The organism is Sulfurospirillum sp. MES (assembly GCF_000789415.1).
GTDB lineage: Bacteria > Campylobacterota > Campylobacteria > Campylobacterales > Sulfurospirillaceae > Sulfurospirillum > Sulfurospirillum cavolei.
Genome location: NZ_JSEC01000001.1, coordinates 344,335 through 368,653, shown reverse-complemented (window position 1 = coordinate 368,653; position 24,319 = coordinate 344,335). Strand labels below are relative to the sequence as shown.

Genomic DNA, 24,319 nt, shown 5'->3' with positions numbered 1-24,319 from the left:
TGTAAAAAGATTAACCGTTTCGTTTTTTGATAATTTCGTCGGCAACGTTTCTTGGAACTTCATCGTAGTGATCAAATTCCATAGAGTAAGACGCACGACCTTGTGTTTGAGACCTTAGGTCTGTAGAGTAACCGAACATCTCAGCCAATGGGCAGAACGCGTTAACGATTTTGTTACCGCTTCTATCGTCCATTGAGTTGATTTGTCCACGACGTCTATTAAGATCGCCGATAACATCACCCATAAAGTCTTCCGGTGTTTCAACTTCCACTTTCATGATCGGTTCAAGAATAACCGGTTTTGCTTTTCGCGCACCCTCTTTAAAGCCCATTGAAGCGGCCAATTTAAACGCCATTTCTGATGAGTCGACTTCGTGGTAGCTTCCGTCATACAATGTAACTTTAACGTCTTCCACTTTATAGCCCGCAAGAACACCGCTTTGAAGTGCTTCTTTAATACCTTTATCAACCGCAGGAATATACTCTTTCGGTACGGAACCACCCTTGATATCGTTAACGAATTCATAACCGGCACCCGCTTCTTGAGGCTCGATTTTGAGGTAAACGTGACCGTATTGACCGCGACCGCCGGATTGTTTTGCGTATTTGTACTCTTGGTTAACCGCTTGACGAATCGTTTCACGGTAAGCAACTTGCGGTTGTCCGACTTCGGCACTCACTTTAAACTCACGTAACATACGATCTACAAGAATCTCTAAGTGAAGCTCACCCATACCGGAGATGATCGTTTGACCGCTCTCTTCATCGGTCTCAACTCTAAAGCTTGGATCTTCTTGTGCCAATTTTTGAAGCGCAATACCCATTTTCTCTTGATCCGCTTTGGTTTTTGGCTCAACCGCAACAGAGATAACCGGATCTGGGAATACCATTCTCTCTAAGATTACAGGATCTTTTTCGCTTGCAAGCGTATCACCGGTGAGTGTGTCTTTAAGACCTACAACCGCGCCAATTTCACCGGCGTGAAGGACTTTAATCTCTTCACGTTTGTTCGCGTGCATTTTTAAAAGACGTCCGATTCTCTCTTTTTTATCTTTGGTCGTATTGTACGCATAACTTCCGCTCTCAAGCGTACCGCGGTAAACACGAACGAAAGTTAATTGTCCGACGAACGGATCGGTCATAATTTTAAACGCAAGTGCTGCAAATTCACCCTCATCGGTTGAATCAACGACACACTCGCGTCCGTCTTCGTACTCGCCTTTGATTGCGTGAACTTCCGTAGGAGCCGGCATGTAATCAACAACCGCGTCTAGCATCGGTTGAACACCTTTGTTTTTAAACGATGTTCCACAGATCATAGGGATAAATGTCATCGCAAGACATCCCGCTTTGATACCCGCTTTAATCTCTTCTTTGCTTAACTCTTCGCCGCCGAGGTATTTTTCCATCAACTCGTCGCTGGTTTCAGAAACTGCTTCTACCATTTTTTCACGGTATTCTTTTGCTTTATCCATCAACTCAGCAGGAATATCAACGACTTGGTAGTTTGAACCCATCGCCGCATCGTCATCCCAAATCAAAGCTTTCATCTCGACAAGATCCACAACGCCTTTAAAGGTATCTTCTGCACCGATAGGAATTTGAATCGGCACCGGATTGGCTTTCAAACGATTTTTAATTTGTGCTTCGACGTTGTAAAAGTTCGCACCGATACGGTCCATTTTGTTTACATAAACCATTCGTGGTACTTGGTAACGGTTTGCTTGTCTCCAAACGGTCTCTGATTGGGGTTGAACACCGCCTACCGCACAAAATACCGCAACGGCACCGTCCAAAACACGCATAGAACGTTCAACTTCGATCGTAAAGTCGACGTGGCCCGGAGTGTCGATAATGTTAATTTGATGATCTTTCCAAAAACATGTGGTTGCAGCAGAAGTAATCGTAATACCTCTTTCTTTCTCTTGTTCCATCCAGTCCATGGTTGCCGCACCATCGTGTACCTCACCGATTTTATGGGAGATGCCGGTGTAAAATAGAATTCTTTCGGTTGTCGTAGTCTTACCCGCATCAATATGCGCAGCAATACCGATATTACGAACCATGCTTATAGGGGTATTTCTTGCCATTGTCGTTTCCTTAAATGTAATAGGAGTAAAAATTGAGAAATGAGAAAGCGTGTCGCATTTGTTTGGACACGCTCATCGTCATTCTACCAGCGATAGTGAGCAAACGCTTTGTTTGCTTCTGCCATTTTATAAGTGTCTTCTTTTTTCTTAAAGGTTGCGCCTCTACTGTTAGCCGCATCTAAAAGTTCATTTGCCAACCTCTCGATCATCGTTCTTTCACTTCTCTTGCGAGCATATGAAACCAACCATCTAAGAGCCAATGCTTGTTGACGTGCAGGTCTTACTTCTACCGGAACTTGGTACGTTGCACCGCCGACGCGTCTGCTTTTTACTTCCATAACGGGTTTAACATTATCCATAGCCGCGTTAAAAATTTCAATACCTTTTAGGCTTCCGCTTCGTTTTTCGGCTAATTCTAATGCACCGTAAAATACTTGGGTTGCAACGCTTTTTTTACCGTCGTACATTAAAGCATTGATGAACTTCGTAATGACTTTATTATTGTAGATTGGATCGGGTAATACTTCTCTTACGGGCGCTTTTCTTCTTCTCATATTATTTCCTTCAAATTTTTAAAAATTTTACTCAAATGATGTCAAAACCAAAGGACATCACCTGTGTTTAAATTTATTTAGCTTTTGGTCTTTTTGTACCGTATTTACTTCTAGACACCGTTCTTTTTGCAACACCTGAGGTATCAAGCGCACCACGTACGATATGGTATTTAACACCCGGTAAGTCTTTTACCCTACCGCCGCGTACCAATACGATGGAGTGTTCTTGAAGGTTGTGTCCCTCGCCACCGATGTAGCTAATGACTTCAAAACCGCTGGTCAATTTGACTTTGGCAACTTTTCTTAAAGCTGAGTTTGGTTTTTTAGGAGTCGTCGTATATACTCTGGTGCAAACGCCTCTTCGTTGAGGACATTTCGCCATTGCCGGAGATTTTGACTTCTTAATTACCTTTTTTCTCTCATTTCTGACGAGTTGGTTAATGGTTGGCACATTAATTCCTTTGTTTTGTAAAAAATAGGTGCTAATTTTATTTAAAAATAGCTTAAAAAAAGGTTAAGTTAAGGAAAAACCTTAACTTAACCTCTACTTGGATTCAATTCGATATTGAATTTTTTGTTTTGATACAAGCCGGTACCGACCGGAATCATACGACCTAAAATAACGTTTTCTTTCAAGTCTTCCAAAAGATCCATTTTACCCGCGATACTCGCTTCGGTAAGAACTTTCGTCGTTTCTTGGAACGATGCCGCCGAAATAACGCTATCACTACCGATGGCAGCACGCGTAACGCCTAAGAGTGTCGGTTCGGCAATCGCCGGTTCTCCGCCCATTTTCATCACCGCTTCGTTTTCTTCTCTAAAACGTCTTCGACTCACTAAATCGCCGATAATAAACTTCGTATTGCCGCTATCGACGATACGGACTTGTCGTAACATTTGAGAAACGATAATCTCGATATGTTTATCGTTAATCGCAACGCCTTGACCGCGATAAACTTGTTGAATCTCGCTAATCAAATAGTAATGAAGCGCTTTCTCGCCCATAATACGTAAAATATCGTGGCTTGAAATAACGCCGTCGGTCAAACGTTCACCCGCATGCACAAACTCACCCGCTTGTACGTGGATTTGAGTATTTTTATCGACCAAATACTCAACACTTGTTCCGTCTTTGGCTTCGATAATAATACGCTCTTTTGAACGAAGCGGTTTACCGAAACGAATCGTTCCGTCGATTTCCGCAATGACCGTTGCATTTTTCGGACGGCGTGCTTCAAAAAGCTCACTAATACGAGGAAGACCCCCGGTAATATCTTTCGATTTGGCGATCGCTTTCGGCGTTCTACCGATTAAGTCGGCAAGACCTACGCTTGTGCCGTTTTGAACGAAAATAGCCGTTTTAGGCTCTAATTGATACTTGATCACTTCGCCGTTTTTATTGACGATAATAATCGTCGGCTTCATACCGCTCGGTAAGTATTCGTTAATCACAAGTCTGCTTTGACCCGTCATATCGTCGAATTGTTCGGTCGCACTAATGCCCGGTTCAATATCTTCAAACGTAATCGTACCCGCGTCTTCGGCAATAATCGGCGTTGAATACGGATCCCATTCGGCAATCGTAATTTGTTCGCTCGTAGACGGATACCCGATTAACGTTTTTGCTTCTACGACGCTATTGTCCGCTATATCGATAATCGTATCGCGCGGAATATAGTGGCGAACCGCTTCTCGGTCGTCTTTATCCGCGACAACGGCAAAAATACCTTTTTCTTTAACGATATGCCCTTTAACGATTTCATGAATACGCTCTAAATAATCGCCTCTAAGCTTATAATATTTTACGATTCCTTTAGCGTCGGCATGAATTTTTTGAATAATCGGCTCGCCGTTTTTCACTTTCAACTCGCTCGCATACGGAATACGACTCGGTACATTCCATCCTTCGCGAATGACTTCAACGATACTTTCGTTTTCTTCAACAATATCGCCGCTGTTATACGGAATAAAAAACTTACCTTCAATTTTTCCGCTCACGCCGGCAAGCTCGTTTGGTTTCGCAAAGTCGCTTTTACGAAGCGTGTATCGAGCGTTAGCGTCGTTAGCACCGATGATAGAAATAACCGTCTCTTCATGCGCGGTATCAATTTCGATGCGTCCTTTAAACAAAGCTTTGATTTTTGGTTCAACCAATAAAACTGCCGCATTTCTACGGTTAGCAACGATATTTTTATTCTCTTTCGTCGTATAGGTTTTTACATTGTAATAACGGATAAAACCCTCTTTTTGTGCGATAACCTGACGATCTTGCGATTCAGTCGATGCCGTACCACCGATGTGAAACGTTCTTAGCGTCAACTGCGTACCGGGCTCACCGATGGATTGTGCGGAGATAATACCCACCGCTTCGCCCGGACGGACTAACGTACCCTCCGCCAAGTTTGTACCGTAACATTTCGCACATACGCCTTTTTTAGCTTTACATGTAATCGGTGTACGAATGACGACCGATTTAATGCTGGCCTCTTTTAGGGCTTGCGCTTTTTTCTCATCGATAATCGTTCCTTCGGTAAAAAGAACCTCGTTGGTAATCGTATCGATCACGTCTTCGGCTAAAACACGTCCCAAAGCTCTTTCGTAAAGCGATTCGACCAACTCGCCGCTTTCGCTAATATCGGTAATCTCGACGCCTTCGTGCGTACCGCAATCATCCATCGTGACTTTAACATTTTGCGCAACATCGATCAATTTTCGGGTCAAGTAACCTGCATTCGCCGTTTTAAGCGCGGTATCGGCAAGACCTTTACGCGCACCGTGCGTTGAAATAAAGTACTCTAATACGTTTAGACCTTCGCGGAAGTTTGAAATAATCGGCGTTTCGATAATCGAACCGTCCGGTTTTGCCATCAAACCCCTCATACCGGCCAACTGACGAATCTGTGCCGCAGAACCACGCGCACCTGAATCTGCCATCATGTAAATCGAGTTAAACCCGCCTTTGTCGCTCTCGGTGAGCTTCATCATCTCCGACGCCACTTCGTTGTTCGTATCCGTCCAAATATCGATAATTTTATTGTAACGTTCTTGCTCGGTCAACAAACCCGAACTGAACTGCTTTTGGATTTCACGAACGCGTTTTTTCGCCTCTTTAATCTTTTTAATTTTTGCTTCAGGCACGCGAATATCGTCAATGGATACCGAAATACCCGCTTGCGTCGCGTATTTAAAACCGAGATTTTTCAAGTTATCCAAAAAGCTTGCCGTAATACCGATACCGCCCTCTTTAAAGATATAATCGACCAATCCGCCGATATTTTTCTTTTTCAAAACGCGATTCCATAGTTCTTCGGGAACAAAATCCGGTAGAATCGATTTTAAAATCAAACGACCTGCTGTGGTAAATAAAACACGTTCGTTAATACGCGTTTTAATTTTGGCGTGAATATCCAAAAATCCAGCGTCGATGGCAATATGAACTTCATTAATGTTTGCAAAAATTTTGTTACTTCCCATAGCATGCGGTTTTTCCAACGTTAGATAATAAAGTCCCAAAACCATATCTTGTGTTGGAACCGTTACCGCTTTACCCGAAGCCGGAAGCAAGATGTTCATAGAACTTAGCATCAAAATCTTACACTCAGCAATCGCCTCTTGTGACAATGGAACGTGAACCGCCATCTGGTCGCCGTCGAAGTCCGCGTTAAACGCAGAACATACGAGAGGATGCAAACGAATTGCTTTACCGTCTATCAAAACAGGGTGAAACGCCTGAATGGAAAGTTTGTGAAGCGTTGGCGCACGGTTAAGCATAATCGGATGACCTTTAACCACTTCGGCAAGGCATTCCCACACTTCATTGGTTTTCATATCGATCATTTTTTTGGCTTGTTTGACCGTTGTCGCATACCCTTTTTCTTCAAGGCGTGCTAACAAATGCGGCTTAAACAACTCAAGTGCCATCTGTTTTGGAAGACCACATTGATCCATTTTTAAGTTGGGTCCTACAACGATAACCGAACGACCTGAAAAGTCAACCCGTTTACCGAGTAGGTTTTGACGGAAACGTCCTTGTTTACCTTTGATAATCTCAGAAAGTGATTTAAGAGGACGTTTGTTCGCACCTTTGACGGCATTTGCACGACGACCGTTATCAAAAAGCGCATCAACGGCTTCTTGAAGCATACGTTTTTCGTTGCGAATAATAATCTCAGGCGCATCCAATTCCATCAAACGCTTCAAACGAGCATTTCGATTAATTACGCGACGATACAAATCGTTCACGTCACTGACCGCAAATTTTCCGCCGTCAAGTGCGACAAGCGGTCTTAAATCAGGAGGTAGCACCGGTAACATCGTAATCATCATCCATTCAGGTCTGTTGCCGCTATTTAAGAATGCTTCAACGACTTTCAAACGTTTGACGATGGTTTTTTTCTTGGCTTCGGAGCTAGTTTGATTGATCTCTTCTTTGAGTTGTCCTAAAAGCTCGACTAAATCAAGGTTGGCTAACATATCGCGAACGACTTCGCCGCCCATTTTTGCCACAAAACCGCTATCACCGAATTTTTGCTGCAAAGCTTGGTATTGTTCTTCGTTCAAAACGTCGTATGCCGCCACTTTATTTTTATTTTCGGCATCGTAAAACGCATCGCCGGCTTGTTCGACGATGTATGCTTCATAATAAAGTACGCGCTCTAAATCTTTCATTTTAACGCCAAGTAGCGTTCCCACACGGCTTGGAAGCGAGTTAACGTACCAAATATGTGCTACGGGCGTTACTAATTCGATATGTCCCATACGTGAACGTCTAACTTTGGTACTGGTAACTTCAACGCCGCATTTTTCGCATTTGATACCTTTATAACGCATCTTTTTATATTTTCCGCACAGACATTCATAATCTCTGACGGGTCCAAAGATTTTGGCACAAAAAAGGCCGTCACGCTCCGGTTTTAAGGTACGATAGTTGATCGTCTCGGGTTTTTTAACCTCACCGTAACTCCATGAGCGAATCTTCTCGGGACTTGCAAGTCGTAATTGAAATGCTTTAAAATCCCTCGGACGACTCTCTTCGTGAATCTCAATTGGTTCTAATCGTTTCATCTTCTTCCACCTCGTCATAAATCTCAACATCTAAAGCCAAAGACTTCAACTCATTCGTCAAAACATAGAATGTTTCCGGAATTCCCGTTTGAGGGACATTTTCCCCTCGTGTAAGTGCTTTATACGCCAAAATACGTCCTTCGACGTCGTCTGATTTGACCGTTAACATCTCTCGTAGGGTATGTGCCGCGCCGTAAGCCTCGAGTGCCCATACTTCCATCTCTCCGAATCTTTGACCGCCGAAGAGCGCTTTACCGCCCACCGGTTGTTGTGTAACTAAGGAGTACGGTCCTGTACTTCGCGCATGCACTTTTTCGTCAACCAAGTGGTGGAGTTTTAACATGTACATGTAACCCACGTTAACTCTTTCATGCATTTTTTGACCCGTCATACCGTCATAAAGGTCTGTCTTTCCGTCCGTATCGATTTTTGCCATTTCAAAAAGTTTGGCAAACTCTTCAACATTAACACCCTCAAAAATAGGCGTTGCAAATTTAACGCCCTTGCTCCAATCGCGAGCATAGTCGATCAATTTTTCGTCGCTCAAGGTTTCAATAAAACCAGCCGCATTCATCAACTTAGCGACATTTGCGATGTCGATCATTTTTGCGCGAAGTGCTTTAATCCAGCCCTCTTGTTTCTCTTTAAACATCTCTTCAATTTGAGTACCGAGTCGCTTACCTGCTAAACCTAAATGCACTTCCAAAATTTGTCCGATATTCATACGGCTTGGAACACCAAGAGGGTTCAAAACAATATCGACGATTTCGCCGTTTTTAAGGTACGGCATATCGACTTCGCGTACAATGTTAGAAACGATACCTTTGTTACCGTGACGTCCCGCCATTTTATCGCCGACTTTCAGCTTACGTTTGGTAGCCACATAGACTTTGACAAGCTTCACGACACCGCTTGGCAGAATGTCGTCTTTTTCGATAATGTTAAGTTTCTCGTCATGCTCTTCTTTAAGCTTTTTCTTCTCGTTTTGGAAATAAGCTTTCAAATCTTTATAAGCATCTTGAACCTCGTCCGAAAACGCTTTAACGATCGAGTTAATCGAAAAACGATTGACGTTGTGAAGGTCTTCGGCTTTAATCATATCGCCTTTTTTATAGGCGTGCTTGTTGATTTCTTGATCTTCGTGCAACGGGTTTTTCAAAAGCAACGCATTGATACGAAGCATCTCTTCACGATCCAGCATTAAAAGCTTATCGTGGTGTTCGCGATCTAAAATTTCTTTTTCTTCTTCATACGCTTGAACCGCACGAGGATCTTTGTCGTAGCCTTTTTTCGTAAAAATTTTCACGTCGACGACGATACCTTCCAAAGAAGGCGTTGCATAAAGCGATTTATTTACGACATGTCCCGCTTTTTCACCGAAAATGGCACGTAAAAGTCGCTCTTCGGGAGTGGGCTTTACTTCGCCTTTGGGTGAAACTTTACCGACCAAGATCATACCCGGAGTTACGTACGTACCGATTTTAACGATACCGCTATCGTCAAGGTGTGCTAACTCTTCTTCTTTGACGTTGGGAATATCTTTGGTAATCTCTTCCACACCGTCTTTAAGTTCACGTGCTTCAATCTCTTTTTCATAAATATGAACGCTTGTAAACGCGTCTTCGCGAATCATACGCTCGGAAATAACGATCGCATCTTCGTAGTTATAACCGTTCCACGGCATAAAAGCAACCATCGCATTTTTACCGATAGCAAGCTCACCTTGATCCATACTTGGACCGTCCGCTATCACGCCGCCTTTTTCGATAAAATCGCCTTTTTTCACGATCACTTTTTGCGTAAACGTCGTATTTTGGTTGGTACGAAGATTTTTTTGAAGTGCGTAATGATCGATAAATGCACCCCCCTCGTCTTCGCCTAAAATGTAAACGTTTTTATTATCGACTTTTTCAACGATACCGGCACGTTTAGCTTTAATCGCTTCCCATGAGTCGCGTGCTGCGATTTTTTCAACACCCGTACCGACGATCGGAGCATCCGATTTGACTAAAGGAACGGCTTGGCGTTGCATGTTTGAACCCATCAACGCACGGTTCGCGTCGTCGTGTTCCAAGAACGGAATCAATGAAGCCGCAACACCGGCGATCATCATTGAAGAAAGGTCGATCAAGTCAACCTTTTCTTTCTCGATCAAGACGGTTTCGCCGTCGACCCTAACCTCGATCAAATCTTCAACGATTTCGTTGTTTTCATTGATTTTCGTACTGGCAGGTGCAATAACGAGTCCTTCTTCTTGGGTCGCCGTGATGTAAATAATCTCGTCCGTAATACGTGCGTTTTCAACCTTGCGGTACGGTGCTTCCACAAAACCCAAATCATTGACTTTCGCATACATTGAAAGGGTGTTGATCAAACCGATGTTTTGCCCCTCTGGGGTTTCAACCGGACAGATACGACCGTAATGCGTCGGATGAACGTCGCGCACTTCAAAGCCTGCACGTTCTTTTACCAAACCGCCCTCACCGAGTGCCGATAAACGACGCTTATGCGTAATTTCACTGAGTGGATTCGTTTGGTCCATAAACTGCGATAACTGACCACTAGCAAAGAATTCCGCAATCGCAGACGTAATCATTTTAGAGTTAATCAAATCATGTGGCATTAACTCTTCGACGCTTCCGCTAAGTGCCGTAAACTTATCGCGAATCGCTTTTTGCATTTTGATCAAGCCTGAATGAAGTTCATTTGCCAAAAGCTCACCGATGGCTCTAATTCTTCTGTTACCCAAGTGGTCGCGGTCGTCGATATGACCTTGTCCGTTTTTGACTTTAATTAAATATTTTGCGGTTTTAATAATATCTTCGCTGGTCATAATCGTCACATACTCAGGAACCGTAAGTCCTAGTTTGTGATTCATCTTCATACGACCGACTTTGGTTAAATCGTAACGCTCGGAATTGAAGAATAAGTCTTTTACGAAGAGCTTCGCAGCTTCTTTCGTTACCGGCTCGCCGGGGCGCATTACTTTGTAAATACGAATTGCCGCAAGATCGTTTTCATCTTCGATACTTTCGGTTTGACGTAAAAGTTTCAACGTTTCGTTATCGGCGATAAACGAGTTGATAATCGCATCGTCTACACCGCTGGCAAGATCGTTCGCAATCTCAATCGTCGTACATTTTTGCTCGATAATTTTGGTCAATTTACCCTCATCGAGCTGCGTCAGCGTGTCGTATAAAATCTCGCCGCTTTCTTGATCGATAATCGGGGAAGAGAGGAAACGATTGACCAAAATTTCAACCGGATATTCAATATATTTGACACCGTCTTCAATCAATTTTTCCGCTTTTTTTCGTGCCAAACGTTTACCGGCCGCTAAAAGAAGCGTACCGTTTTCATCTTTCAGGTCAAAATCGACACGACCTAAAAAGTTATCTGCCGAAAATTCAATCAAAAATTTGTTATCACGAATTAAAATATTCAATACGGGGTAGAAAAGTTTTAAAATATCTTGTTTGCTGTATCCTAATGCCCTAAAAAGGATCGTAATCGGTACTTTTCTACGTTTATTGATTCTGACGAACAACGTATCTTTGGCATCGTATTCAAAGTATAACCACGATCCGCGATCGGGAATAATTTGAGCGTTGTAGATGAGTTTATTGGCAACCGTCGGACTCTCTTCTTCTTTAAAGATAACACCGGGGCTTCTGTGAAGCTGGTTGACGACGACTCTCTCGACGCCGTTAATAATAAACGACGTTCGATCCGTCATTAAAGGAATTTCACGAATAAAAATGGCTTGTTCTTTAATATCTTTCACGCCGGTTTTTTCACCGGTTTTTTCATCTTTATCCCACAGGATAAGGCGAATGTTCATTTTGATGCTAACCGAATACGTCAGTCCTCGCTCCATACACTCTCTAACCGTGTATCTTGGTTTGCCGATTTCTGATCCTGCGTATTCTAAAGTAAGTCTATTTTGGGGATCGTGGATGGGGAAAATGGATTTAAAAACCTTCTCTACACCGCTTTCATCTTGAAGGTTTTCGACATTTAAAAATTGTTCATAACTCTTTTGCTGAAGTTGTAATAGGTTGGGTACATCAATTTTTTTCGGAACTTTAGAAAAATCGACTCGTAAGCGATTTCCTGATTTTAAGCTATTTAACATGAGTCTACCTCGTGTAGTTGTTTGAAAAGGGCAGTAGGTTCATCTATCGCTGGATAGAATGTATAACGACTAAAAATATCCTAGGAAAGTTAATGAGAGAAACCGAAGTTTCTCTCGAAAATCAGATTACTTGATTTCAGCGACAGCGCCGGCTTCTTCAAGTTTCTTTTTAATTTCTTCTGCAAGTTGTTTAGATACGCCTTCTTTAATCGTTGTAGGTGCGCCCTCAACTGCGTCTTTAGCCTCTTTAAGACCAAGACCCGTAATCTCTCTTACGACTTTAATAGCGTTGATTTTTTTCTCGCCACCGTCTTTAAGGATAACGTCAAACTCAGTTTTCTCTTCAACCGCTTCAGCCGCAACCGCAGCACCAGCGCCCGCTACCATAACCGGAGCGGCAGATACACCGAATTTCTCTTCGAAATCTTTAACCAATTGGCTTAATTCAAGTACGCTAAGACCTGAAATATACTCTAATACGTCTTCTTTTGAAATTGCCATTTCAAATCTCCTGATGATTTTATAGTTATAAATGATTCTACAAGAGTCTCGCTCTTGCATTTTACATGTAAAGCTTATACCTTACAAACTTTTTATTCTGACTCTTGTTTTTTAGCACGAAGTGCATCAAGACCGATCGTAAAGTTTGTAATCGGTGCCATCCAAGTTGATAGAAGCATTCCAATAAGCTCGTTGCGAGACGGCATTTTAGAAAGTGCTTCAACTTTAGCAGCATCAACAACTTCGCCGCCTGCATAACCGAATTTCACGACAAAATTCGGATTCGTTTTGGCAAAGTTTGCAACAACTTTAGTGACGGCTAGTTGATCTTCGCCCCAAACAAAAATGTTGGAGTCTTTGAGTTCCAAACCATCTAAGCCCGCATCTTTCATAGCAATCGATGCCAAAGTATTTTTGATAACTTTTACTTTTACGGATTCCGGCCTTGAGTTGTTTCGTAATGCTTCAAGGGATTTCGTATTAAGACCTTTGTAGTCACACACAATTAAACCGTCGGAAGCTTTAAACTCTGAAGCTAGCGTACTGATAAATTCCGCTTTCTCTGTTCTTGTCAATTTTTCTCCTTTCCAACTGGCGATTTCAAGTAGAGGCGGAGGCACTCCGCATTAAGTCTGGCGACCTCTACTATCTCCAATCAAAGATTAACGTACGATATTTAAGGAAGAGTTATCGAAGGTCGATTAACTCTTGGTTTTCAAGATTCATTGACGGGCTCATCGTTAATGAAAGAGCCGCACTCTTAATATACTTACCTTTTGCGGCAGCCGGTTTATGTTTGTTAATCGCTTTTACGAACGCTTCGAAGTTTTCACGAATTTGCGCATCGCTAAAACTGATTTTGCCGATACCTGCGTGGATATTTCCTTGTTTGTCCACACGGAAATTGACTTGACCGCCTTTATTATTTTCAACGGCTTTGGCAACATCCATTGTAACGGTACCGGTTTTTGGATTCGGCATAATACCTTTTGGTCCTAGAATTCGGCCGACTTTACCGACCAAACCCATCATATTAGGCGTAGCGATCAAAACATCGAAATTAATACGACCTGCTTGAATCTCTTCGATTAAATCGTCGCTTCCTACGATATCCGCACCTGCCGCTTTTGCTTCATCGGCTTTTTCGTCTTTTGCGATAACCGCAACGCGAACAGTTTTACCCGTACCCGCAGGTAAAACAACCGAACCGCGAACCATTTGATCCGCGTGTCTTGGATCGACGTTTAGTTTAAGTGCAATTTCGATGGTTTCGTCGAATTTTGCGGAAGCAAGGTTTTTAATGTTTGCCAATGCTTCGTCGACGGAATATTTTTTCTCTTTATCTACTTTTTTCAATAATTCTTGAAAACGTTTATTTACTCTTTTTGCCATACTTATCTCCGCATAATTTTGCTTCCGCTTATTATATCCCTAGCGGTAGAGGGGTGTTTTCAATCGACGACGTTAATACCGATACTTCTAGCAGATCCGGCAATAATTTTCGCCGCTTGCTCGCGATCGTTAGTATTAAGATCGGCAATTTTTTTCTCAACGATCTCAAGAACTTGTGCTTTTGTCAAAGTAGCGACTTTGTTTTTAAGCGGGTTACTTGAGCCGCTTTTAATGCCGGCTGCTTTTTTAATGAGATCCGTTGCAGGCGGTTGTTTTGTGATAAACGTAAAACTTTTATCCGCATAAACCGTAATCACGACAGGGATTCTAAATCCAGCTAAATCTTTTGTTCTTTCATTGAATGCTTTACAAAATTCCATAATATTTACGCCTCTTTGACCAAGAGCCGGACCAACCGGTGGTGATGGATTTGCTTTAGCGGCTTCAATTTGTAATTTAATTTCGCCAATGACTTTTTTTGCCATTTCTTTTCCTTTACGCTTAAACTATTTTTTCAACTTGAGAATAAAGAATCTCAACGGGTGTACTTCGACCAAAAATTGAAACATTGAGTGTGAGTTTGCCGTGAACCATATCGTATTCTTCGACTGAGCCGGTAAAGTTTGCAAAAGGACCTTCCGTGATCCTAACGCTCTCGCCCGTCTCAAAGAAAATTTTCGGCTTAGGCGCACCTTTTTTCTCGGCTTTTTCCAAAATCAACGCGATGTCTTTTTCGCTTAACGGTGTAGGTTTTTTAGCCTCTCCGATAAATCGTCCGACTTTCGGCAACGATTGGATTAAATGCCAAAGTGCCGTATCTAAATCGAGTTTTGCAAACGCATAACCCGGATACAAGCTTCGCTCACTAATCTTTTTTTTACCATTCTTAACTTCAATGACATCTTCTGTCGGAACAAGAATTTGCTCTAACTTATCGGCAATACCATGATCATTAACAAGAGTGATAATTCCTTTTTTAACTGCTTGCTCACTTCCTGCATACGTTTGAATTGCATACCATCGATGTGCCATTTTCTCTCCTTAAATTAAAGAGGACAAAGAAAAAGACATAACAGCGTCAATCAATGCTAAAAAAAGTGATATAACGGTTACGACGACAAAGACAGAAATAAAGGCATTTCGAATCTGCTCTTTAATCGGGAAAATAACCTTTGACAACTCAGCTTTAGAATATTGATAATAAGCTCTTAATTTTTCCATTGCATTACCTCGACTAGTGGCAGGGTAGGAGGGACTCGAACCCCCAACCTGCGGTTTTGGAGACCGACGCTCTACCGTTGGAGCTACTACCCTACATATAAAGTTAAGTCAAAAAATTCGACTTAACTTTTTAACTTCACTTCTTTGTGAACGGTATGTTTTTTCAAACGTGGACAATATTTACTGAGTTCTACTTTCTCGGTATTTGTCTTACTGTTTTTTGTCGTCGTGTAGTTAATATCACCACACTCTGAACATTTTAATCCGATTTTAACGGTCATTTGACTTTCCTTAACGAATTGACATGTAAGGGTTTCCCCTTACATGTGAAACTTACTTACTTGATAATTTTTGCAACAACACCGGCACCGACGGTTCTACCACCCTCACGGATTGCAAAACGAGTACCTTCTTCAAGAGCGATCGGTGCAATCAAAGCAACTTTGATTTTTACGTTATCGCCAGGCATAACCATCTCAGTACCTTCAGGTAATGTGATAGAACCTGTTACGTCAGTTGTACGTACATAGAATTGTGGTCTATAGTTGTTGAAGAATGGAGTATGTCTACCGCCCTCTTCTTTGCTTAGTACGTATACTTCCGCTTCAAAATCAGTGTGCGGAGTGATTGATTTTGGTTTACAAAGAACCATACCGCGCTCAACTTCTTCTTTTTTGATACCGCGTAATAAGATACCGCAGTTATCGCCTGCTTCACCGCGTTCCATCTCTTTACGGAACATTTCAACACCGGTTACGGTTGTTGTTTTTGTATCTTTAATACCCACGATTTCGATAGTCTCACCGATTTTTACGGCGCCTCTTTCGATTTTACCCGTAACAACGGTACCACGACCTGAAATTGAGAATACGTCTTCGATAGGCATCAAGAAATCTTTATCGATTTCACGCTCTGGAGTTGGGATATAAGCATCAACGGCAGCCATCAAATCAAGAATTTTTTGACCCCATGCATCAACTTTACCCGCTTTAGCTTCTTCAAGAGCTTTAAGCGCAGAACCTGCTACGATTGGTGTATCGTCGCCAGGGAAGTCGTATGAGCTAAGAAGTTCTCTAATTTCCATTTCAACGAGCTCAAGCAATTCTTCGTCGTCAACCATATCGGCTTTGTTCATAAATACAACAATGTATGGAACACCGACTTGGCGAGAAAGAAGGATGTGCTCTCTAGTTTGCGGCATTGGGCCGTCTGCTGCAGAAACAACAAGGATAGCGCCGTCCATTTGAGCGGCACCGGTGATCATGTTTTTAACATAGTCGGCGTGGCCTGGGCAGTCTACGTGAGCGTAGTGGCGATTTTCTGTTTCGTATTCAATGTGTGAGGTTGCGATAGTAATACCGCGCTCTCTCTCTTCAGGAGCGTTATCAATACCATCATAATCTTTAAAATCAGCAAGACCCTTGGTTGCAAGAACTGCTGAAATTGCTGCCGTGAGCGTAGTTTTACCATGGTCAACGTGACCGATAGTTCCGATGTTAACGTGTGGCTTGGTTCTAGAGAACTTTTCTTTTGCCATTTTTTCCTCCGTAATGAGTTTTTGTTTTTAATGCATGTTCAATTTGCAAAGTTTTTAAAACTTTATAGTAAATGGAGCTCATAGAGGGACTTGAACCCTCGACCTCTTCCTTACCAAGGAAGTGCTCTACCCCTGAGCCATATGAGCCGACGACATAAAAGGGAACCGACATGATATCTAAAAACTGTAACAATCTGATTTCATAGAACGTAAGAAAGGTAAGCCTACTGAACTTGTTCTGTAGTGCATTAATGCAGAAGAAATTCAACAGCTCCCAGTTTATGTTACAAAATCGTTGGAGCGGGAGACGGGACTCGAACCCGCGACCCCCAGCTTGGAAGGCTAATGCTCTAGCCGACTGAGCTACTCCCGCAAATGGTGGTGAGAGAAGGATTCGAACCTTCGAAGACATAGTCAGCAGATTTACAGTCTGCCCTCGTTGGCCACTTGAGTATCTCACCGTATCTATACCATTTTACTTCTGGTCAAACACTGTCTTTCACAAAAAAGTGGAGCTGGTGAACGGAGTCGAACCGCCGACCTACTGCTTACAAGGCAGTTGCTCTACCGACTGAGCTACACCAGCACCCGTGATTGTGAGGTGAAAGTATATCTTAATTGACAAGCAAAGTCAATACTATTCTACGCTAAAATAATCGGTATCTTTATCTGAGGAGATTTATCGCATGAAAATTCTTTTTTCACCGAGCGAAACAAAAACACTTTTTCGCAAAACACCCCCTTTAAATCCCGATAGTTTTATCTTTCCCGATCTTTATAAACGACGTTTGGAAGTCTTAGAACGCTATCAATCGTTACTCAAAACCGCAAACGAGGCAAGCCTTCGTTCGTTTTTCGGACTCAAAGATATTTCGCTTTGCAAAGAGTGGACGCAAACACCTTTATTCGAAGCTCCGACATGTAAAGCAATCGAACGTTATAGCGGCGTCGCTTACGATTATTTAGATTATGCTTCTTTGAATCCTTCGTCCCAAACGTTTCTCGATCAAAACGTAATGATTTTTTCCAATCTTTTCGGACCGATTTTGGCGCAAGACGAAATTCCCAACTACCGAGTTCATCAAGGTGCATCACTTGAGGGCTTTAAACCCGAAACGTTTTATCATTCTTTTTTTTCACAGGCCATTGATGATTGGATTGCGAACGAGACGCTCTTAGATTTACGCGCCGGATTTTACGAAAAGTTTTACATGCCGCAAAAACCTTATATTAAGATGAAGTTTCTCAAAGGAGGAAAGGTTATAAGCCATTTTGCCAAAGCATACCGCGGTAAGGTCTTACGACAGATTGCTTACGAACAACCCGTCGATGATGCGGCACTGCAAACGATTGCTTTTGAACATCTTCGTATCGTCGAAATACACCGTAAAAAACTCAAACACGAATATGTTTACGAGATTATTGATTGATTTAGAATAAAAAAGGTACAATTAGCCGCAAATCTATTATTTAGGTAAGGAGACGCTATGGATATTTTACAATGGATCGTCATCGGCGTATTGGTTTATACGATCTACTATCTTATTAACAAATACGAACAACGCGTCAATGAACTGACTCGTCTTATCGAGCTGAACCGCGAAGAGATTAACCGCAATAAAGAGAATATTGCAAAAAATGCCGACGGCGTCGCGAAAAATAAAGAAAAGCTTGATCTCAACCAAGCGATTATCGAAAAACTCAAATAATCCGATCGAATAGTCTAAGAATCAAAGAGCTATACCGCTCTTGATTCTTGGATAGACGACATGCCAAACAATCCGAGAATTCCTTCTCTTCTTTAAAAAGATTCGGCAAATATCCGAAACTCTTCTTGCGGCATCGGTTTGGCGAAATGAAATCCTTGAACCTCATCGCATCCGTGTCCGCCTAACACTATCAACGTTTCGCCCTCTTCTACGCCTTCGGCGATCGTTTTGAGATTCAGGCTCTTTGCCATTTGGATAACGGCCTTGACAATGGCGGCGTCTTCTTGATCGTGCAATAAATTCTTAATAAACGATTGGTCGATTTTCAGTTTATCTACGGCAAATTTTTTCAGATACGACAAAGACGAATATCCCGTTCCAAAATCGTCGATGGAAAGTTTAACCCCGATCGCTTTGAGATTTTGGATCGTCGTTCGTATTTTTTCCGTATCGTACATCATTGCGGATTCCGTGAGTTCAATTTCAAAGAACTCAGGCGAAAGTCCCGAGCTTGCAAGTGCTTTTTTGACAATTTCTTCTAAATTTCCTCGTTTAAACTGTACGGTCGAAATATTAACCGCCACGACGATTTGAATTCCCTGTCGATGCCAAAGTACCGCTTGTTTGCATGCCTCGTTGATTACCCATTCGCCGATTTTAATAATTAAACCGCTATTTTCGGCAATCGGTATAAACTTAGAAGGCGCAATCAGCCCTTGCGTCGGGTGAACCCATCGAAGGAGAGCCTCGGCACCCGTAATCGTTTGACTTTGAATGTCGATTTGCGGTTGGTAATGCAAAATAAACTCTCGATTGGTGATCGCGTTTTTCATATCGTGTAAGATTCGAAAATATTCTATCGTCTCTTCGTTCATGGAAGCATCGAAAAAATAAAACATATTTTTACCGAGTTCTTTGGCTTTGTGCATCGCAATGTCGGCTTTTCGTACCAGTGCGTCAAAGTCTTCCCCTTCGATCGGATAAACCGCAACGCCGATCGAAACGGAAGACGTAAGGTGATGCGTATCAACGGTTAAAGGAGTTTGAAAACTTTCCACGATGCGTTCGCATACCGACGTAATATCTTCATTAGAATAGATATTGTTTAAAATAATTAAAAACTCGTCTCCGCTATGCCTTGCTAAAATATCGTTATCCCGAAGATTGTCCTGAAGCCTTTGCGCCACGCTTTTTAAGAGCATATCTCCGATAGCATGCCCAAAAGAGTCGTTGACGGTTTGAAAGTCGTCCACGTCGATAAATAAAACAGCCATTTGGTGGCTATGTTCCGTTTTAGGTTTATGCAAAAGGACTTGCTCCACTTCCAATTTTGCGCGTACTCGATTGGGTAATTCCGTTAGGTGGTCGTGATAGGCTAAAAATTCAACCTTTTTTTCTGCCTTTTTTTGCATGCTTACATCGCGCCCTATTGCGATGATACCGACGACGTTTCCTAATTTATCGAGCTCGGGAACCATCTGTATGTGATGGACATGCTCTTCGTCTTTAAATCGAAACGTTTGGTCGTATTCCATCCCTTTGCCCGTTTGAATAACGGAGTGTAGCTTTTCGATATACTCGGCGTACGTTTCTCCAAAAGTATCTACGCTTACCTCTTTTCCGATTAAAGTTTCGATCGGAACGTCAAAATATTTTTGGATTTGGTAGTTCAAATAAACAACCCTGCACTGTGAATCGTACCATGCGATATTGTTCGGAGAGTTATCGACGACGTCTTTAAACTTAAAACAGGTCTCTTTACCGAGCATCTGTTCCACAAAGCTTTTTTGATCGGCAATTTCTCGACAGACCGCTAACTGGTACGACTTGCCTTCAAAATCAAAACGGCTGATGCTCATGTCTATCGGGATCGTATGCCCTTTTTTCGTTTTATGGCGCGTCGTAAAACGAATCGTTTTTTCCGCTTCCATTTTTATAGAAAACTTTTGGGCTATATCGGGTGACCAACTCGGATCGATGTCGAAAAGGCTCATGCCGTTTGTCAACTCATCCCGCGAATACCCTAACATTTTTGCCGCCGTTTCGTTCACGTATAAAAAATGAGGACTCTCTTGATAGGTTAAGAAAATCGCTTCACCCAGATGATCTAACACAACGGGAAGCGCACATTTGGGAGAGGCTTTGGACGCGTAACATTTCATAAACGGAAAATCGGGGATTTTTTGAAGAATCGTATCAAACAGAAGGTGGCGTTGGTCTTGAGATAGCATGGACATAGTTGTATGATAGCCTTTGGGAAAATAATGCACCGACGATTTTCATCATTTCGTCACATCTTAGTCACATCATTTTACAAACCTATCCTAAAATTTTATTGAAATGCCGACGATCAAACGCCGTGACGATACGTACATGTAGCAAATCGGCATACCTCGTTTCAAACCTTTCGCCGTTTCGGAAATAACACGGTTCAAAAGATTCTTGCATACCGACGCTTTTTGTCGCTACATGTCACGCAAAGGGGCGGGTTCGCCCCTAAGGTATTTTCACTCTTTAATGCCGCGTGCACCGAGATTTCCGTAACGGTGGTAACTGTGAGAAATACTTTGTTCCATAAAATAATGCAACAACTCCAAGCGTCCTTCCATCAACGGTTTTTCCCGAACGATAAACGTGGCACTTTTTGCCGCTTCTTCAAATACGAACGGCGAAATACGTGCCGCATCGGCGTAGAAAATCTTTTGTACCGAAGCGAAGCATTGCGCAAACTCGGCTTCGTTTTCGCGTATGAGCGTATCGTGCGCACCAAGCCAACGCTCTTTGGTTTCATACATAAATGAAACCACACTGTTTTCCGCCTCCGAAGCGATACTGACATGTAAAGGTACTTGAGCGATTTTCGCCGCTACGATACGACTTAAAACATCAAATAAGCTATCTTCTTGGCAGACGCGTAGGGCGACTTTACGTAAGGGTAAATATTTAAAGATATTGTCTTCACCTCGTACCTTGGCAAAATCGACCTCTTTGGCGAAAACCTCTTCATAATTTTCAAGATAGCTTGCCGTAGCGAAAGAGAGTTTTTCAAACGTCTCTTTAAAAGCACCGTGCGTTCCGTGTTCGGCTTGGAGAGCCCATTCGCCGACCAAATCGCTCCATGCGTGTTTGAGTCCACCTTTGATCTTCGGCGTACCGACCTCTTCGACGTCCATAAAAAGCGTCACGTAGTTATACGCACCCGCTTTGCGTCCCGCACCTACTGCGGATTTTCCCATACCGCCGAAAGGTTGGCGAAGTACGATTGCACCCGTTGTTCCGCGATTGACGTAAAGATTGCCCGCTTTAAGGTGCGCTTTCCAATACGCCACTTCCCTTTCATCCAAAGATTCGATCCCCGAAGTCAAACCGTATCCCGTCGCATTGACGATATCGACTGCGTGTTTAAGGTCTTTGGCACACATCACGGACAGTACCGGTCCAAAAAGTTCGTTCATATGGCAAAAACTGCCCTCTTTGACGCCCCACTTAATCGCAGGTTTTAACATGTAAGGATTACCCTCGACGTATTCGGGTGCTAAAGCCCAGCTCTCGCCGGCTTCCAAACTCTCCAATGCACGTTTGAGTGCGCCGCTTGGTTGGTTGGCAAGCGTTCCTAAACGATTTTTAAAATCCCAAACGGAACCTACATGTAAGCTTTTCGCGGCGTCGATTAACCCTTTTTTAAAATGCGGATCATGGTAGACTTCTTCTTCCAAAACCAAAAGCGAAGTTGCGGAACACTTTTGACCGCTGTTGGAAAACGCCGAATGAATCACGTTTTTAATCGCCTGATCGCGATCCGCCATCGCCGTAACGATCGTCGCGTCTTTCCCGCCCGTTTCCGCGCTTAAGAAAAGATTCGGTCTGTCTTTAAGCATGGCATACGCCGTCTCTTCGCCGCCCGTTAAAATCACGAAATCGACTTTTGCGTTTTTGACGAGGTGTTCACCCGCCAATACTCCCGAACACGGAACGAATTGAAGCGTATTTTGGCTGATTCCCGCATCCCAAAAACATCGGCACAACTCATACGCGCACAAAGTCGCCGCGCTGGCAGGTTTAACGATAACGCAATTGCCCGCCGCCAAAGCCGCAACGATACCGCCTGTGGGAATAGCAATCGGGAAGTTCCACGGAGGCGTGATAACGCCTACGCCTTTTCCGTTAAGAGAGAGGTTTTCGTACGATTCAAAAAAACGTACCGCGTGAGGGTAAAACTCTAAAAAGTCGATTGCTTCGCTGACTTCAACGTCGGTTTCGCTAAACACTTTACCCACTTCAGCCGCCGCGACACCGATCAAATCGCCGCGTCTGGCACGTACGTTATTGGCGACTTTGCATAAAATCTCATGGCGAGCCGCATGGCTAAGCGTTCGCCAACCGTCCGCATCTTGCGCGGCAACCTCAACCGCGCGTTTTAAATCTTCGGGCGTTGCCGTAGCGTACCTTCCGCAAAGCACGCCCTCTTTGAGTTGCGATTTATCGATGACGTCGTTGAGAGGACGATCGCACAACGCTTCGCCGCCGACGACGACAGGTGTCGTCTCTAGCGTCTGGGCTGCTTGTTTCATCCAACGCGTTCGAATCTGTTTTGCCCACTCTTTGTTGGGGCTTAAGATAAAGTCCGTATCGCTCTCTCCGTGAAACGTTCCGGTGTAAAAACTGCCGCCTTTAAAATCGTTCCATTGCTCTTCCAAACGATTTTGGCGACGTTTTGAACCGATGAACACCTGTTTGGCATTTTCAAACGAAGCGATGAAACGCTCTTTTTGCGCTTCCCATTCGGGAGTGCCGACTTTCAATCCGAACGAGTAACGAATAAAGTTTTCCGTGCCCGTATTTTCATCCAAACGGCGCACCAAATAGCCGATGGCGTTGGTAAACTGCTCTTTTTTTGCCGTCGGCGCGTACAAAATAATCTCTTGACTGATTTGCTTAATCGCCAAACGTGCCGACTCGCTCATACCCTCCAACATCTCCATCGTAAAGTATTCGCCGGTACCGTATTGTTTCGCCAATTCATATCCGTAGGCATGCTCAAAGAGGTTGTGCGAAGCGATTCCGATATTGACAAACGGCGCATTTTCGGGACGTAAAGCAAACTCCGCCATGATTTTGTAGTTACTGTCGGTGTCGATTTTTTTCGTATGCGTGACCATCTCCCAATGGCGAAGCGCCGCTTCGGTCTCTTCCATTTCCATATTCGCACCCTTCACCAAACGCATCTTCACGGGTTTTCCGCCCGCTTGAACCCGCTTACGTGCCCATTCGACCAATTTTTGTTGCCACAAATGCGAATCGGGTAAATACGCCTGAAGGACGATACCCGCATAAAAATCTTGAAATTCAGGCTGTTCGAGCGTTTTGGTAAACGCATAGAACGTTAACGCCAAATCGCGATACTCTTCCATATCGAGGTTGATAAATTTATTTTCTTTTTCGCCTTTGGCATTGGTAAAGCTATATTTTTTTGCTTGCGCATAAATGCGGCTCAAACGTTTCACCAGTTCGTCGATCGTGTCTTCGAACGAAAGCGCGTTGATTTGCGAAAAAATCGTCGAGATTTTGATGGAAATATAATCGACGTTGGGATTTTCAAGCACTTTGAGGTATTTTTCAATGCGCTCTTGCGCTTCGTCTTCGCCCAAAACGATTTCGCCGATCAGGTTGATATTTACGCGCGTTCCCTCGGCACGTCGTTTTTCAAGGTGCGCGTTCAACGCCTCGTCTTCGCCTTTTAAGACGACCGTTTTGGTATCTTCGCGAACGTTTTTCACAAAAAGCGGTACGGAAATTTGCGGCAGATAAATACCCGCATGTAAAAATAAAAAGACTAAAAATCGCTCGCTCGTCGTAAAAAACGACGCCATACCGTATTTGTCAAATAAGTATTCGATCTGATTGGCCACGCGTGCGGGATTCGCGCTGCGAAAGCTCTGATCCATCAGTTCGATTAAAAAAACTTTGTCTTTGGGATGGCTGAGCATCGTGTTCATCTTGAGGGCAAAATTGCGATCAAAATCACTGACAAGCTCGCTTGCTCGGTTTTGCCATATCTCTGCCAAGGCAATAGCACGTTGAATCACTTCGGTATCTGGTTGCATGTTCGCTCCTTTA

Annotated in this window: 18 protein-coding genes and 5 tRNA genes; 2 read left to right on the top strand and 21 right to left on the bottom strand. The window is 43.2% G+C overall.

Features of this window, described 5'->3' with window-relative positions; translation table 11 throughout:
• Positions 1–10: 10 nt before the first annotated feature.
• From fusA to OA34_RS01815, 18 genes are all read right to left on the bottom strand, one after another.
• Positions 11–2,089: an elongation factor G gene (gene fusA / locus OA34_RS01895; protein WP_039672130.1), complete on the bottom strand. Its 2,079-nt coding sequence runs from the start codon at positions 2,087–2,089 to the stop codon at positions 11–13.
• 83 nt (positions 2,090–2,172) lie between these two features.
• Entirely contained in the window at positions 2,173–2,643 is a 471-nt protein-coding gene (rpsG, locus tag OA34_RS01890) for a 30S ribosomal protein S7 (RefSeq protein WP_039672129.1), read from the bottom strand.
• Between the two features lie 73 nt (positions 2,644–2,716).
• Complete coding sequence (gene rpsL, locus OA34_RS01885; RefSeq protein WP_039672128.1) at positions 2,717–3,094, bottom strand: 30S ribosomal protein S12; 378 nt, start codon at positions 3,092–3,094, stop codon at positions 2,717–2,719.
• 86 nt (positions 3,095–3,180) lie between these two features.
• Positions 3,181–7,707 (bottom strand): DNA-directed RNA polymerase subunit beta', encoded by a 4,527-nt coding sequence (gene rpoC, locus OA34_RS01880; protein WP_039672127.1) that lies wholly within the window; start codon positions 7,705–7,707, stop codon positions 3,181–3,183.
• Entirely contained in the window at positions 7,685–11,842 is a 4,158-nt protein-coding gene (rpoB, locus tag OA34_RS01875; protein ID WP_039672126.1) for a DNA-directed RNA polymerase subunit beta, read from the bottom strand. Before rpoB ends, rpoC begins: the two co-directional genes overlap by 23 nt.
• 126 nt (positions 11,843–11,968) lie before the next feature.
• The gene (gene rplL, locus OA34_RS01870) at positions 11,969–12,343 is read right to left on the bottom strand and encodes a 50S ribosomal protein L7/L12 (protein ID WP_039672125.1); all 375 of its coding nucleotides are present in this window, start codon (positions 12,341–12,343) and stop codon (positions 11,969–11,971) included.
• Positions 12,344–12,435: 92 nt separating this feature from the next.
• Positions 12,436–12,918: a 50S ribosomal protein L10 gene (gene rplJ, locus OA34_RS01865; protein WP_039672124.1), complete on the bottom strand. Its 483-nt coding sequence runs from the start codon at positions 12,916–12,918 to the stop codon at positions 12,436–12,438.
• A gap of 112 nt (positions 12,919–13,030) precedes the next feature.
• The gene (gene rplA, locus OA34_RS01860; RefSeq protein ID WP_039672123.1) at positions 13,031–13,735 is read right to left on the bottom strand and encodes a 50S ribosomal protein L1; all 705 of its coding nucleotides are present in this window, start codon (positions 13,733–13,735) and stop codon (positions 13,031–13,033) included.
• A 59-nt stretch (positions 13,736–13,794) separates the two neighbouring features.
• Positions 13,795–14,220, bottom strand: coding sequence for a 50S ribosomal protein L11 (gene rplK / locus OA34_RS01855; protein WP_039672122.1), 426 nt, complete (start codon positions 14,218–14,220; stop codon positions 13,795–13,797).
• A gap of 16 nt (positions 14,221–14,236) precedes the next feature.
• A complete protein-coding gene (gene nusG, locus OA34_RS01850) occupies positions 14,237–14,767 on the bottom strand; it encodes a transcription termination/antitermination protein NusG (protein WP_039672121.1) in 531 nt (176 codons plus the stop codon).
• 9 nt (positions 14,768–14,776) lie between these two features.
• Positions 14,777–14,956, bottom strand: a complete 180-nt coding sequence (secE, locus tag OA34_RS13440) for a preprotein translocase subunit SecE (protein ID WP_082006872.1) — start codon at positions 14,954–14,956, stop codon at positions 14,777–14,779.
• 17 nt (positions 14,957–14,973) lie between these two features.
• Positions 14,974–15,049: transfer RNA gene (locus OA34_RS01845), tRNA-Trp, on the bottom strand.
• Positions 15,050–15,078: 29 nt separating this feature from the next.
• Positions 15,079–15,237: a 50S ribosomal protein L33 gene (rpmG, locus tag OA34_RS01840; protein WP_039672120.1), complete on the bottom strand. Its 159-nt coding sequence runs from the start codon at positions 15,235–15,237 to the stop codon at positions 15,079–15,081.
• Between the two features lie 56 nt (positions 15,238–15,293).
• Entirely contained in the window at positions 15,294–16,493 is a 1,200-nt protein-coding gene (gene tuf, locus OA34_RS01835; RefSeq protein ID WP_039672119.1) for an elongation factor Tu, read from the bottom strand.
• Positions 16,494–16,565: 72 nt separating this feature from the next.
• Positions 16,566–16,640, bottom strand: a tRNA-Thr gene (locus OA34_RS01830).
• 149 nt (positions 16,641–16,789) lie between these two features.
• Positions 16,790–16,866 (bottom strand) — tRNA-Gly (locus OA34_RS01825).
• Between the two features lie 3 nt (positions 16,867–16,869).
• Positions 16,870–16,954, bottom strand: a tRNA-Tyr gene (locus tag OA34_RS01820).
• A gap of 49 nt (positions 16,955–17,003) precedes the next feature.
• Positions 17,004–17,079, bottom strand: a tRNA-Thr gene (locus OA34_RS01815).
• Positions 17,080–17,179: 100 nt separating this feature from the next.
• On the opposite strand from OA34_RS01815, the gene OA34_RS01810 reads away from it, so the two are divergent.
• Positions 17,180–17,923 carry a YaaA family protein gene (locus tag OA34_RS01810; protein WP_039672118.1) on the top strand — a complete coding sequence of 248 codons (744 nt, stop codon included), beginning with the start codon at positions 17,180–17,182 and terminating at the stop codon, positions 17,921–17,923.
• Positions 17,924–17,980: 57 nt separating this feature from the next.
• Complete coding sequence (locus tag OA34_RS01805; protein ID WP_039672117.1) at positions 17,981–18,202, top strand: hypothetical protein; 222 nt, start codon at positions 17,981–17,983, stop codon at positions 18,200–18,202.
• A 92-nt stretch (positions 18,203–18,294) separates the two neighbouring features.
• Here the strand turns inward: OA34_RS01805 and OA34_RS13435 are convergent, their stop codons facing one another.
• From OA34_RS13435 to OA34_RS01795, 3 genes are all read right to left on the bottom strand, one after another.
• Positions 18,295–20,439 (bottom strand): sensor domain-containing protein, encoded by a 2,145-nt coding sequence (locus tag OA34_RS13435; RefSeq protein ID WP_286682801.1) that lies wholly within the window; start codon positions 20,437–20,439, stop codon positions 18,295–18,297.
• 82 nt (positions 20,440–20,521) lie between these two features.
• Positions 20,522–20,650, bottom strand: coding sequence for a hypothetical protein (locus OA34_RS13430; protein WP_280936890.1), 129 nt, complete (start codon positions 20,648–20,650; stop codon positions 20,522–20,524).
• A 59-nt stretch (positions 20,651–20,709) separates the two neighbouring features.
• Complete coding sequence (locus tag OA34_RS01795) at positions 20,710–24,306, bottom strand: bifunctional proline dehydrogenase/L-glutamate gamma-semialdehyde dehydrogenase (protein WP_286682800.1); 3,597 nt, start codon at positions 24,304–24,306, stop codon at positions 20,710–20,712.
• Positions 24,307–24,319 lie beyond the last annotated feature (13 nt).

Excerpts from the sequence above, each read along its gene's own strand:
- fusA (WP_039672130.1), bottom strand. The coding sequence starts at position 2,089 with ATGGCAAGAAATACCCCTATAAGCATGGTTCGTAATATCGGTATTGCT.
- rpsG (WP_039672129.1), bottom strand. The coding sequence starts at position 2,643 with ATGAGAAGAAGAAAAGCGCCCGTAAGAGAAGTATTACCCGATCCAATC.
- rpoC (WP_039672127.1), bottom strand. The coding sequence starts at position 7,707 with ATGAAACGATTAGAACCAATTGAGATTCACGAAGAGAGTCGTCCGAGG.
- rpoB (WP_039672126.1), bottom strand. The coding sequence starts at position 11,842 with ATGTTAAATAGCTTAAAATCAGGAAATCGCTTACGAGTCGATTTTTCT.
- rplL (WP_039672125.1), bottom strand. The coding sequence starts at position 12,343 with ATGGCAATTTCAAAAGAAGACGTATTAGAGTATATTTCAGGTCTTAGC.
- rplA (WP_039672123.1), bottom strand. The coding sequence starts at position 13,735 with ATGGCAAAAAGAGTAAATAAACGTTTTCAAGAATTATTGAAAAAAGTA.
- rplK (WP_039672122.1), bottom strand. The coding sequence starts at position 14,220 with ATGGCAAAAAAAGTCATTGGCGAAATTAAATTACAAATTGAAGCCGCT.
- nusG (WP_039672121.1), bottom strand. The coding sequence starts at position 14,767 with ATGGCACATCGATGGTATGCAATTCAAACGTATGCAGGAAGTGAGCAA.
- secE (WP_082006872.1), bottom strand. The coding sequence starts at position 14,956 with ATGGAAAAATTAAGAGCTTATTATCAATATTCTAAAGCTGAGTTGTCA.
- rpmG (WP_039672120.1), bottom strand. The coding sequence starts at position 15,237 with ATGACCGTTAAAATCGGATTAAAATGTTCAGAGTGTGGTGATATTAAC.
- tuf (WP_039672119.1), bottom strand. The coding sequence starts at position 16,493 with ATGGCAAAAGAAAAGTTCTCTAGAACCAAGCCACACGTTAACATCGGA.
- OA34_RS01810 (WP_039672118.1), top strand. The coding sequence starts at position 17,180 with ATGAAAATTCTTTTTTCACCGAGCGAAACAAAAACACTTTTTCGCAAA.
- OA34_RS01805 (WP_039672117.1), top strand. The coding sequence starts at position 17,981 with ATGGATATTTTACAATGGATCGTCATCGGCGTATTGGTTTATACGATC.
- OA34_RS13435 (WP_286682801.1), bottom strand. The coding sequence starts at position 20,439 with ATGTCCATGCTATCTCAAGACCAACGCCACCTTCTGTTTGATACGATT.
- OA34_RS13430 (WP_280936890.1), bottom strand. The coding sequence starts at position 20,650 with ATGCAAGAATCTTTTGAACCGTGTTATTTCCGAAACGGCGAAAGGTTT.
- OA34_RS01795 (WP_286682800.1), bottom strand. The coding sequence starts at position 24,306 with ATGCAACCAGATACCGAAGTGATTCAACGTGCTATTGCCTTGGCAGAG.